The following is a 12,478-nucleotide window of genomic DNA, read 5'->3' as shown; positions in this document are numbered from 1 at the left end:
TGACGTTCAATAATTGTTTTTCGTATTGCACGTACTAAATAAACTGCTATCGGTATAAAAGCAAATAAGAGGAGTCCTTGCTACAGGACAAGCATGAAGGTGGGCTTACCTCCTACTACAACCATTCCCTCATGCTCTGCGGACGCCAAAGCGTCCTTGCGGTGTGCAGCGGCAATGCATTGCGATGAGATGTTGGCTCCGTAGGGACACGGCGCGCCGTATCCCTACGATATGGGAGGCACCTATATTTTGTGACTTTTCGAGATTCATCACAGGACCTGGCACCGACGGTCCCCCGTCGGTGCGATAGGGCGGAGGATGCTCCTGCGTCCGACCCGCAATGTCGACTATTCTGTTGTGCCTTCGCCGGGGACGCAAGCAATGCCAACAGGGGGCGGCACAAGTTATCCGGCGAAGGGAAGACCCATTTCCCAGCCATCCTGCCCAGCATTTAGATCTGACAGGTCTCCGAGACCTGTCAGATCTTTCCAAGCAATCACTCTACAATCCGAGCCTCCTCGATCACATCCAAGTCTGGATATTCGCGCTCCAGGTACGCGCGGCCCTGAATCCGAATAGAGTCCTGGCTGATGGCTTCGCCGTAGCCGCTGTGCCACGCATCAACGGCCTCCATGCCGCTGGTGACGCGCCCAAGCGGCGGAAAGCCTGTCACGCCGTTATAGGTAGTGGTGTCGAGCCGGACGTTGTCGGCCCGGTTGATGAAGAGCTGGGCCGACCGTGTGTCGACGCTGTCGCGCGCAAAGGCAATGGTGCCGCGTTCGTTGGAAGCCCGCACCGGCTCATCGGGAATACCCGCTTCCGCCCAGAGCGAGTCGGTAACCGGATCGCCCGTGAGACCGAACTGTCCGACGAACCCCTCGACCACGCGAAAGACGGGCAGTCCATCAAAATGGCCGTGCTGCACCAGGCAGTGCACGCGGTCCACGCCGTGGGGCGACCAGTCGCGATACAGACGCAGCGTCACTGCACCGGTGGTTGTTTCCAGCGCTACGGCAAACGAGTCGGGCGCAGCAGGCGTGTCCTCGGGCGGACACGGCACCGAGGGGCCATCCTGGCGGGATTGCATCCCAATGAAAATCGCCAGCATGACCACAGCGCCCAAAATGAGGGTTGAACGAAGTAAACCAGCCATTGGAGGTGAAAAGCATTTGCGGTTCTGCGGGCTCCAAATAACGCGTCCGCATGCTTAAAATGCAACCCGCTCGCCCATCCATATTCCCCTCCACTCGAACCAGAATTCACGTCGAGGTAGCGGTTCCATAACACGCCTCATATTTGCAATGCGTAGCGTTTAGATGCAAGCCGCCGCCCCTCTTCATCCAAGCCCACCATCTTCATGCATGCTCACCGCCTCATTGTCTGCATCGCCACTCTCTGCGTGCTGACGCTGCTGCACATCCCCCTGTACGCCACCCCTGCTGATACGCTTTATGCCAACAAGCCGTGGATTGCTGCGCCCCAGTCTGTTGGGGAAGCAGACGGCGATACCATTCGCGGCGTCGTGTTTGCGGATACGAATCGGGATGGCCAGTATGACGACAACGAGGCAGGCGTGGAGGGCGTGCTCGTGATCCGCATCACCAGCACCGACCGCCACAGACGCGCCTTTACCGATGCGATGACCATTGAAGTGCGCGAGGAGCGCCCGCCCCGCTACTGGCGTGAGGCGCCGTGGAGCGACGAGTAGGGACACGGCGTCGTACGTGTTTAGCGCGATTCTATAACTGCCCGGGATCCAGCGCTCTTCACTGAAGGATCGTGCCACACGTGCAGGGTTGGCGTTGAGATCCTTCCCCCCGACGGTCGTCGTGGGTCAGGATGACGTTGAGGTGTGAGGTAAAGCAGCAGTCCCCCCAATCGCTCCCCTAAAGAGGGAAGCGGTCGCGCCAGCGACTGAGGGGGGATAGACTGGAGCCAACGGTCCCCCGTTGGCTCTGCAAATGAACGCTCCTGCGTTTCCCACGCGACAGCGATACCGCTTGCGTCCCCGGCTATCTGGAACAAGTCGCTAAACACATACACGGCGCGCCGTGTCCCTACTAAAGCGGGTTACGTGTCCTCTTGGCGCACGGTTAGCACAGGTACATCAGACATGCGCACCACTTTCTCGGCGACGCTGCCGATTAGGTAGCGATCCAACCCCGTTCGCCCGTGTGTGCCCATTACGATGAGGTCGGCATTGCTGTCAGAAGCAGTTTCGAGGATCACCTTGTACGGATTGCCGACCTTTACCACCGTCTGCGTATCTACAGCACCCAACCGGCTTGCAGCATCGGCGACCATCTCCGCGCTTTGTGCTTTGATCCGCTCCTTGATCTCTTGTCGCTTCGTTCGGCTGCCTGTCATGCCCCCCTCGCCCCCCTTAGGGTCTCCGACCATTCCGCGCTGGTTTTTCACCTCCACGTCGCCGCCCAATCCATACGGAGCAAAATGCTCGACCGCATGAAGCACGTGCACCGTAGCGTCATAGGCTTTGGCCAGGTGGCGGCAGTGGACAAGTGCAGAATCGGCCCCTTTGCTTCCATCCGTCGGATAAAGAATATTGTTGTACATAATGCACCTCAGATATTGTGTGTAGGATATCGTACTGGTTATAAAGCAGATACCCATCAAAGTTCATTCTCGCAAGGGGATTGGCGGCATTCCCTTACATCAGAAAAGGGCACGCCCTCACAAGCACAACACCCGGCTCCACCGACGCCCCCAAACAACTGTAGGGACACGGCGCGCCGTGTCCCTACGAACGGATGTGTGTGTGTCGCTGCAAGTAGAAAAGACCTTCGCAACAGAAGCGGCGGCCTGTACTCCTACACCGCGCTGGATTCCCATCCTTCGGTGAAGATGGCGTCTTCAGCAACGCCGTGTTCGTCTTTTAGCACGTCTTCCGTCTCCACCACCATGGGCGGAATGCCGCAGATGTAGTAGTGCGGATCGTCGAAATCATCACCGAGCGCGTCTTCGATGTGCGTCTGCACAAAGCCGGTGGGACCGTCCCATTCTTCGTGCGAAAGCGAGTAGAGCACCCGCAGGTTGGCGTGATCGGCCGAGAGGTGATCGAGCGTTTCGCGGTACATGATGTCTTCTTGTGTGCGCTCGCCATAGAGGAACGCTACCTGCCCCGCGCCCTCGCGCAGATACTGCTTCAGCATCGCAATCATCGGCGTGATGCCGGTGCCGGTCGACAAGAACACCACGTCGCGGTCGGTGTCGCGCAGGTGCAGGTTGCCTCCAGGAGGGATGACATGCACAGTATCGCCATGCTCACGCTCGTCCATGTACGTAGACACCAGACCTCCGTCGTACTTTTTGATGCCAAGTGCAAGGGTGTCGGTACCAGGCAGATTGACAGGCGTATAGGGGCGCTGCACGAGATCGCCGTCTTGCTCAAACGCCACACGGACATGCTGCCCCGGTTCGTAATCGAACGCATGGTCCGGTGCCTGAAGCACGTACTGCTTCACACGCGGCGTCATCTGGTGGATGGAAGTGAGCGTGGTTTCGATTGTGTCGTCGGGCATAGTGGTACAGGGGGATTCGGTGTGTAGTCGTTGATACGTAATGGGCCCCCCATACACGAAGCAAATCCCCTTCGTATCCAGCCAACCCTGTAGCGTGATGTAACGATCTTCGCAGAACGATCTACGCGGCAATGAGGCCCGCCGATCGGCTCTCAAGATGCGGACGCTTCCGGCAAGCGCGGAAGGTGCACGGTCACGGTCGTGCCCCGTTCGGGGGCCGATTCGATATGCAGCGTGCCGCCATGCCAGCGCACGATCGGATCGACAAGCGACAGCCCCAGGCCGCTGCCGTCCACTTGCGTGGCATGCATCGACGCAGCGCGGAAGAAGCGGTCGGTGGCCTGCGCCTGCTCGTCCTCGGTCATGCCCACGCCGGTATCCGACACGACCAGCGCGGCTGTTTCGTCGTCATGCACGCGTACCGCCACCTCAATGCGTCCCTGCTGCGTATACTTGACGGCGTTATCGAGCAGATTCGTCACGACCTCGCGCAGCATTTCGGGCGCTCCGGCCACCGGCACCGATTCGGGGGCGTTGATCACGAACTCAAGGTCGCGCTTGGCGGCGGTATCTCGAAAGGTTGGCGCTTCTGAACGCACGAGCTGCGCCAGATCGGCCTCGGCGTCGGGGGCGGGCTGGGGCGACTGGTCGATGCGTGCGAGTGTCAGCAGCCCCTGCACCATGGCGATGAGGTGTCCAATTTTGCGACGGGCCAGGCGCAGCGTGTCGCGGTAGTCATCGGCCTCGCGCGGACGCCGGAGCGTAACGTCGACGTGCCCTTGCAGCACGGTGAGTGGCGTTTTGAGTTCGTGGGCCGCGCTGGCCGTAAAGCGGCGCATCTCGTCGAAGGCGGTTTCGAGCCGTTCGAGGAGCGTGTTCAGCGTAGCAGCCAGCTGCGCCGTCTCGCGGTCGGCCTCATCCGGAATCGTGATGCGCGTGCCCAACGCATCGGCAGAAATGGTGCGTGTGGCTGCGGTGATGGTTTCGAGCGGACGCAGCACGCGTCCGGCCACCCACCAGATGAGCGCGCCCAGCCCCGTAAGCACAACGAGGAGCCCGCCTCCAAGTCCGAACGCCAGCCGCTGGTGCAGCTGCTGCAGCCCCGGATCCCGACGGGCCAGCTGTACGGTGCCAATCTGCGTGCCTTCACCATTGCGAATGGGCCGCACCATATAGTAGAGCCGGGTGTCTTCGACCTGGAGTGTACGCAGTGGTGCGTATGAGCGCCCCGGCGGTGTGGGCTCATCCACCAGCTGGGAAGGGTAGGCATTGTCGGAAAAGGATTCAATGTTTTCGGACGCCCGGACCAGTTCGCCTTCCGCGTTGAAGACCTGGAGGAAGAAGGGATCGACGTGCTCCCCGTGGAAAAGATGGTGCGGCTCGTTCCATGCGTAGGCATCAGCGCGCAGCGCACCGTCGGGCCCCACCACCTGCGCCAGCACATGCTCCGTCTCGGCGCGCAGCACCTGGTGGGCCGTATGATTGAACCACGCATACGCCCCCAGCCAGATGAGGGCAGCCAGTACGGCCAGCGCCACGACCAGCGCGCTGCCAAGGGTAAGCAGCAGCCGCTGTCGGAATGTAGACCGGTTAGGCAGAGCCGGCGTGTCGGGCGGGTTTGCCATGAGGAGACCTGGTATGGAGTGCAATCAGGAGACATCGGCGTTATTGGTGGGGACAAAGCGATATCCTACGCCCCGTACGGTCTCGATGCATGCGTCGCAGCAGGCGGTTTCGTTGAGCTTGTTGCGCACATAGGCCACGTACACGTCGATGAGGTTGGTGCCACGGTCAAAGTCGTGCCCCCACACGTCGCGGTGGATCTGCGCACGCTGGAGCGCTTCGCCAGGATGGGCCATGAAGTAGGCCAGCAGGTCGAACTCCTTAGGCGTAAGATCCAGAGGGGTGCCGTTACACGTGCAAGTGTGCGCGGCACGGTCGAGCCGCAGGTCCCCCGCACGCAGCACGTCGGGCGCATCGGAGTCCCCGTCGAGGTGCTCTGCACGGCGCAGCAATGCCTCTACGCGAGCCAGCAGTTCCTCGAAGTCGAACGGCTTGGGCAGATAGTCGTCAGCGCCCGATCGCAACCCTGCCACGCGGTCTTCGACTGCATCGAGCGCCGTTAGCATCATCACCGGCAATTGCGGCAGGCGATCGCGCACCTGCTTCAGCACCTCCATCCCCGATATGCCGGGTAGCCGGATGTCGAGGAGCACCACATCAACCGAGGAGGAGCGCAGTTCTTCCAGCGCCTGCTCGCCCTCGGCAACCCACGTCACCACGTATCCCTCCTCTTTCAGTCCACGCTGAATAAACGAGGCGATGTCGGCTTCGTCTTCAACAAGTAAAATATGCGCATCCATGCTGCCGTATGCTGTTATGGAACGGACGTAATCATACGGATGGCACACGTGAGGTGCCGCCTTACCCCTCCTAAAAGCCATGTCTAATCGTTCTCTAACGGGCTTCTAATCGGGCTCTAATGATCTTGTCTATATGCCTCTTGTAAGATATAACGTGCACAGAAAACCCGCTCTACCTTCCCTCTGGTTATGCAACGTGCTTTGACATCCTCGCCTACTTTATGGCACTCGCATGGATACGGGCTGTCTCTTGTGCTTCTTATTGGCGTGCTGACGCTCCTCAGCACCCTGCGTGTGCAGGCGCAACCCCGTGCGCTGCCTGACTCGCTCACGCTGGAGACGGCTACCTCGCTGATGATGGCCAACAACCCGGGCCTGCGGGCTGCCCAGGCCGATGCCGACTATACAACGCGCAACGCACGTGATGCTGCGCTCTGGCCGAACCCGTCCGTGCAAGCAGGGCAGACGAGCATCCCGCTTCCTACCGGCGGCACCGAGCGCGAAACGGAGCTGGGCCTCACGCAGACGCTCCCGTATCCAGGCAGCAAACGTGCCCAGCGCCGCGCTGCCACGCACACGTCCGAAGCGGCCCGTTTCTCCTATCAGGAAGCGCAGGCGCAAGCGTTCCATGAGTTGCGCACGCGCTACCTTAACGTAGTCGCCGCCGAGGCGCGGGTGCAAGCCCTTCAGCAGCTCACCGATGCCGTGACCGAAGCCGCCAACGCCGCCGACGTGCGCTACGAGGAAGGCGACTTCAGTCCGTTCGGGCGGGCCCGGATGCGTGTGGCGGTATCCGACTTCGAGAACGCCCTGGCCGATGCCACGGTCAGCCGCCGCAACGCTCGCCTGCGTCTGGCCGCGCACATTCTGCCGGATAGCACGATGCAGGCAGCCGCCCCCGAAACGCTCACAACCTACACCGTTGCCGGCACCCTGCAGGCCCCGTCGTTCGACGCAGAATACGATGCGCTACGCACCCAAGCCCTGGCGCAGCGCGGACTGCTCAACGCGGCCGAGGCGCGGGTGGATGCAGAGCAGCAACAGCTTCGGGCCACGCGGCTCGGGCGCATCCCCAACATCAACCTCTCGCTCGGATCCGTCTTGCGCGACCAGCCCGGCGGTGCAGCGTGGGGCTACCAGGCGGGTATCAGTATTGATCTGCCTACGTGGGACAGTGGGCGCACGCGCGTTCGCACTCAGGAGGCGCAACAGCAGCGCGCACAGGCACAACACGCAGATGCAAAACGCGCTGTTGAGGTGGAGCTGCGCTCTGCCTACACCGAGGCGCAGAGCTACCGCACCCGTATCGACCGGCTCTCGGGCGAGGTGCTTGCATCGACCGACTCGCTGCTTCAGCAGGCGCAGTATGTCTATGAAGAAGGCGAACTGAACCTGGTTGGGCTGCTGGATGCGATGGAGGCCGCCCGCTCGGCCCGGCTGCTCCAGATCGACCTGGTCGCGGGCTACCTGCGCCGCCTCTCCGCGCTCGAATACGCGATGGGCGTGCGTCCCACCGACACCCCGCCCCTGCTTCCTGCCGACCGGCTGGCGCCTGCTGACTAACACAACTGGTGCGCTTCTCCGCTTCCTTCTATTGCTCTACTGCTTCTGTGACTATGCCTGTACGCTCTCTGCCTCCGATTGCCCTGCTTCTGCTCCTTTTTGCGGTTGGATGCACCAGCAATGCGCCCTCTTCTACTGATGATTCCTCCTCTGAAGAAGCGCCACCGCCAGATCAGATTACGCTGACTGACGCGGCCCGTAGCGAACTCAGCATCACCACCGTAACCGTGGAGGAACGCCCCGTTACGAGCCACCTGTCGCTCCCGGCGCGCGTGCTCCCCGAAGCAGATCAGCAGGCCTATGTCACGTCGCTGATCAGCGGGCGGGTCGACGCGCTGCATGTAGGCGTGGGGGCGCAGGTTGAGCAGGGCCAGGTGCTGGCGGAAGTCACAGCGCCCGAACTCAGCCAGCGGGTTGCAGCCCTGCGGCAGGCGCGCGATGAGTTGGATCGCCAGCAGCGGCTTCAAGAGCGCGGCGTGGGCCTCACCAAAGACTTAACCGCCGCCGAACGCGACTGGGCGACGGCCCGACAAGAGCTCCGCTCCATTGGCGTGCGTCCTGGCCGGATTGAGCGCGTGGCGCAAGGCGAAGAGGACTTGAATACCCTGCCTATGGAAGCGCCGATCAGCGGCACCGTACTCGACCGGATGGCGGTCTTGGGGGGTCCTGTGGATGCGGGCATGGAGCTGTTTTACGTGGTTGACCTGCAACCCATCCGCGTGGTGGCCGATGTGTTTGAGCGCAACCTGGATCGGGTTCGCGAGGGACAAGCGGTGACGGTGCAGACGCCCGTGAATCCAGACCGCGAATACCAGGGCACGATCGCCCAACTGGTGCCGCAGGTGGATACCGAACGCCGTGCCGTAAGCGCGCGCATCCGCCTCAGTAACAGCGACGGGTCGCTACGTCCCGGCATGTTCGCCACAGTGCGCGTGGCCGTTACCGGAGCAGCAGCCCCTTCGCTTCCGGCCGATGCCATCATGACCGATGAGCGCGGCACCTATGTCATTGTAGAGGAAGGCGACAATGCCTACCGCCGCCAGGATGTCGACGCGCCCGCCGATGAAGAAGGTACAGTGGTGGTTCGCGAGTTGGAGCCTGGCACGAATGTCGTCATGGACGGCGCCTTCCAGATCATGAGCGCCATCGACAATCAGCAGGCCTAACGCCCAGACTGGCTGACCGTCCCGACACGACGCTTCAATTCCTTGCATCATCCTGACCTCAACCCGTTATGTTCGACGCCCTTATCAAGTCTGTTGTCAAGCAGCGCGTACTTGTTCTGCTCCTTACTGTGGCGCTGGCCGGGTGGGGGCTCTACAGCTGGCGTGCGGTTCCGCTGGATGCCTACCCGGAGCTCACAAACAAGCAGGTTCAGATCTTGACGGAGGCGCCGGGCCTTTCGCCGGTGGAGATGGAGCAGTCGGTGACCTACCCTATCGAAACCAGCATGGCCAGCCTGCCCGGCGTTGTCGAAAGCCGGTCGCTGAGTCAGTTTGGCCTGAGTGTGGTTACGCTTGTGTTCGAAGAGGATACCGACATCTACTTTGCACGACAGTTGGTCTTTGAGCGCCTTAGCGAGGTGCGCGATCAACTCCCCAGCACCGCCAAGCCCGCCATGGCGCCCGTGACCACCGCCCTGGGCGAGATCTACCAGTACGCCCTCCGCGACGTCCCCGGCGACGAGCACACGTACTCGCCACGCGAGCTACGCACGATGCAGGACTGGATCCTGCGTCCCGAGTTGCGCACTGTCTCTGGCGTGGTGGAAGCCAACTCGCTGGGCGGCTTCGTGAAGCAGTACCACGTACTGTTTGATCCAGAAGCCCTCGTCAACCAAAGCATTACGCTCGACCAGGCCTACGAGGCCCTGCGCCAGAGCAACCGGAACGCCGGCGGCCAATACATCGAGCGGCGCGATCAGCAGTTTGTCGTGCGCGGCATCGGTCGGCTGGGCGCGGAGTCGGGCGATGTCCTGACCGACATCCGAAATACGGTTATCACCAGCCAGGATGGCACCCCAGTCCTCATCAGCGATGTGGCCGATGTGGAGGTCGGCTCGCCCATGCGAAGCGGCGGCGCCACGATGAACGGCGAAGGCGAGGTCGTCACTGGCATCGTACTGATGCAGCGCGGCGCCAATGCGCAAGAAGCGGTGGACAACGTCGAATCCAAAATGGAGGAACTCAAGCAGGCGCTGCCCCCCGGCGTGCAGGTCGACGTCTTCTACAACCGCAACAACCTCGTTTTGGAGGCGATCGACACGATCACAGGCAGCCTAATGATCGGCGTCCTGCTTGTCATCCTCGTGCTCCTGACCTTTCTGGGCGACTGGCGCTCGGCGCTTATTGTGAGCCTCATTCTGCCCCTGACGGCGCTCATCACGTTTATTCTGATGTACTACTTTGGCTTCAAGGCCAACCTGATGAGTCTCGGCGGACTGGCTATCGGGCTCGGTATGTTCGTGGATGGGGCTATCGTGATGGTAGAAAACATCTACCGGATGCGCGAGGAGAACCCCGACGAGTCCATCGGGCTCATTGTGGTGCGCGCCGGTCGCGAGGTGGCGCGGCCTATCGCCTTTGCCGTGGGGGTCGTCATCGCTGTGTTCTTGCCGCTTTTTACCTTGCAGCAGATGGAAGGCCGCATGTTCAGCCCGCTGGCCTTCACGGTTTCGTTTGCGCTGATGGCCTCCCTCTTCCTGGCGCTCACCATGGCCCCCGCCCTTAGTTCGTACCTGCTGAAGAACGTAGGCGCGGGTACGGCGGGCTTCTTTGGCTCAAATGGGAAACAGAAGGATGCAGCAGATGACGATATTGCAGAGCGGAATCCGGTTGTGCGTTTTGCCAAGCGGATCTACCGCCCGCTGCTCGATAGCGCGCTCCAGCGAAAGGGCCTGACACTTGCCCTGGCTGGCGTGACCCTGGCTGTTGGCATCGGCGTCTATACGATCACCGGCTCCGAGTTTGCCCCACAGATGGAAGAAGGCGCCATCGCCATCCAGGCCGCCATGAAACCCTCTGCGGCGCTAAGCACCACCCAGCGCGTGCAGACGCAGGTGGAGGCAGCGCTGCTGGAGTTTCCTGAAGTAGAGGATGCGGTGAGCAAAACCGGACGCCCCGAGGTGGCCACCGATCCGATGGGGCAAGAGCTCTCGGATATGATTGTGAACCTGACCCCGCGCGATACGTGGCGCTTCGACTCGAAGGAGGAACTCGTGAATGCGCTCCGTGAGCGGCTCGACCAGGTGCCGGGCGCCCGGTTCTCGTTCACCCAGCCCATCGCGCTGCGGCTGGATGAGATGGTCAGTGGCGTAAAAAGTCAGGTAGCTGTCAAGATCTACGGCGAGGATCTCGACGAACTGGAGCGGCTGGGCGACGAGGTGGCCGACGTACTGCGCTCCGTTCCGGGCCATGCCGATGTGGCTCCTGAACAGGTGGCGGGCTTCGGCTACCTGGAAGTTGACATCCGCCGCGCCGATGCCGCCCGCTACGGACTCTCGGTAGATGCGGTGCAGCGCACTCTTGCGCTGGCCGTCGGCGGCGAGCGGGTCACCGAAGTGCTGCAGGGCGACCGCCGCTTCGACCTCATCGGCCGGTTTGCCGATACAGACCGCAACTCCGCCGAGGCCGTCCGGAACGTGCCGCTGTTTACGCCAGACGGGACGCAGATCCGCTTGCAAGACGTAGCCACCGTCCGCCTCACGCAGGGGCCGGCTCAGGTAAGCCGCGAGCAGGGGAAGCGCAAGCTGACTGTCGAATCCAACGTAACTGGACGCGACATTGGCGGCTTCGTTGAAGAGGCGCAGTCTGCCGTGCAGGCACAAGTTGACCTGCCCCCCGGCTACCTGATCGACTGGGGCGGACAGTTTGAGAACCAGGAGCGCGCCAACGACCGCCTCCTGCTTATTTTGCCGATCACGCTGGCTATCGTATTCATGCTGCTGTACATGACGTTTAACTCCGTCAAGCAGGCAATGCTTATTTTCCTCAACATCCCCGTCTCTGTAGTTGGCGGAATCGTGGTGCTCTGGGCGATGGGCTTGTACATGAGCGTACCGGCTTCGGTCGGATTCATTGCGCTGCTGGGCATTGCCGTGCAGAACGGCATCGTGATGATCTCCTTCATCGACGAGCTTCGGATGCAGGGCCGGTCGTTCTACGACGCGGTGCGCGAGGGCGCTATGCTACGCCTCCGCCCCATTCTGATGACAGGCATGACCACGCTGCTGGGTCTGCTGCCCCTGCTGTTTGCCACCGGCATCGGCTCCGACGTGCAACGACCGCTCGCGGCGGTGGTGGTGGGCGGACTCTTTACGCTGCTGGCCTCCACGCTGCTACTGCTTCCTACGCTCTACGTGCTGTTCAACCCGTCAGCGCAGCCTACTTCAGAGATCGACCAGGCCATTGAGTCTGCCGAACCCGCCCCTGCTTCCAGCCAGACGAATGGTTGACCCCGCCGACTCCGCATCCCTCCCGTATGCTTCCCACCAACACCCGATACGCTTATGCAGATGATTGTTGCCTACATCCGCCCTCGCATGCGCGACGCCGTCGTCAACCAGCTTCGTAAGATGAAGGTGCCCGGCGCCAGTCTGAGCACTGTTGAGGGCTTTGGTCACGAGGCAGGCCCCGAGGGGGAGCGTACGTACGACGAGGCCGTCACGCCCTACATCAAAAAGCTCAAGCTGGAGATCGTCTGCCACGACGACCGTATCGACGAAATCACGGCGGCCATTGCCGATCACGCACGTACAGGCCGCCGGGGCGATGGAAAGATTTTCGTGCTGCCCGTGCGCCAGGCCCTCGACATTCGCACGCCTCGCACAGGCCCCGACGTCATTTGACTGGCCTCTTGCCGGCAGATGGTGCATTCCGTCTTCTCTTAGCCACTTAACGCACAATCGCCATGAATGCTGCCCATTTCCATCTCGTCCTGAATCACATTCCGCTACTCGGACTCCTTTTTGGTACGGTGCTGCTGGCCTACGGATGGTGGCGCGCACACGAGGAG

At 61.7% G+C, this 12,478-nt stretch carries 10 protein-coding genes; 5 read left to right on the top strand and 5 right to left on the bottom strand.

The window, feature by feature from the left end; genetic code table 11:
* Positions 1 to 496: 496 nt before the first annotated feature.
* The gene (locus R6U20_RS00610; RefSeq protein WP_410335933.1) at positions 497 to 1,153 is read right to left on the bottom strand and encodes a peptidylprolyl isomerase; all 657 of its coding nucleotides are present in this window, start codon (positions 1,151 to 1,153) and stop codon (positions 497 to 499) included.
* Positions 1,154 to 1,357: 204 nt separating this feature from the next.
* On the opposite strand from R6U20_RS00610, the gene R6U20_RS00605 reads away from it, so the two are divergent.
* On the top strand, positions 1,358 to 1,708 hold the full coding sequence (locus R6U20_RS00605) for a hypothetical protein (protein ID WP_410335932.1): 351 nt from the start codon (positions 1,358 to 1,360) through the stop codon (positions 1,706 to 1,708).
* Between the two features lie 362 nt (positions 1,709 to 2,070).
* On the opposite strand, the gene R6U20_RS00600 is transcribed toward R6U20_RS00605, so the two are convergent.
* The 4 genes from R6U20_RS00600 to R6U20_RS00585 form a co-directional block, all read right to left on the bottom strand.
* Positions 2,071 to 2,574: a universal stress protein gene (locus R6U20_RS00600; protein WP_410335931.1), complete on the bottom strand. Its 504-nt coding sequence runs from the start codon at positions 2,572 to 2,574 to the stop codon at positions 2,071 to 2,073.
* A 254-nt stretch (positions 2,575 to 2,828) separates the two neighbouring features.
* Positions 2,829 to 3,539, bottom strand: a complete 711-nt coding sequence (locus R6U20_RS00595; RefSeq protein WP_410335930.1) for a ferredoxin--NADP reductase — start codon at positions 3,537 to 3,539, stop codon at positions 2,829 to 2,831.
* A gap of 152 nt (positions 3,540 to 3,691) precedes the next feature.
* Positions 3,692 to 5,164 (bottom strand): sensor histidine kinase, encoded by a 1,473-nt coding sequence (locus tag R6U20_RS00590; RefSeq protein ID WP_410335929.1) that lies wholly within the window; start codon positions 5,162 to 5,164, stop codon positions 3,692 to 3,694.
* Positions 5,165 to 5,188: 24 nt separating this feature from the next.
* Positions 5,189 to 5,902 carry a response regulator transcription factor gene (locus R6U20_RS00585; RefSeq protein ID WP_410335928.1) on the bottom strand — a complete coding sequence of 238 codons (714 nt, stop codon included), beginning with the start codon at positions 5,900 to 5,902 and terminating at the stop codon, positions 5,189 to 5,191.
* 189 nt (positions 5,903 to 6,091) lie between these two features.
* Here R6U20_RS00585 and R6U20_RS00580 point away from each other — a divergent pair, with 189 nt between their 5' ends.
* From R6U20_RS00580 to R6U20_RS00565, 4 genes are all read left to right on the top strand, one after another.
* Positions 6,092 to 7,465, top strand: coding sequence for a TolC family protein (locus R6U20_RS00580; protein ID WP_410335927.1), 1,374 nt, complete (start codon positions 6,092 to 6,094; stop codon positions 7,463 to 7,465).
* A gap of 53 nt (positions 7,466 to 7,518) precedes the next feature.
* Positions 7,519 to 8,631 (top strand): efflux RND transporter periplasmic adaptor subunit, encoded by a 1,113-nt coding sequence (locus tag R6U20_RS00575; protein ID WP_410335926.1) that lies wholly within the window; start codon positions 7,519 to 7,521, stop codon positions 8,629 to 8,631.
* Positions 8,632 to 8,699: 68 nt separating this feature from the next.
* The gene (locus tag R6U20_RS00570) at positions 8,700 to 11,918 is read left to right on the top strand and encodes an efflux RND transporter permease subunit (RefSeq protein WP_410335925.1); all 3,219 of its coding nucleotides are present in this window, start codon (positions 8,700 to 8,702) and stop codon (positions 11,916 to 11,918) included.
* Positions 11,919 to 11,978: 60 nt separating this feature from the next.
* Entirely contained in the window at positions 11,979 to 12,311 is a 333-nt protein-coding gene (locus R6U20_RS00565; protein ID WP_410335924.1) for a P-II family nitrogen regulator, read from the top strand.
* The last annotated feature ends 167 nt before the right edge of the window (positions 12,312 to 12,478 follow it).

Origin of the sequence: Longimonas sp., assembly GCF_046498435.1 — a bacterium.
In the GTDB taxonomy this organism is placed as follows: Bacteria; Bacteroidota; Rhodothermia; order Rhodothermales; family Salinibacteraceae; genus Longimonas.
This window is presented reverse-complemented; position numbering and strand designations above follow the sequence as displayed.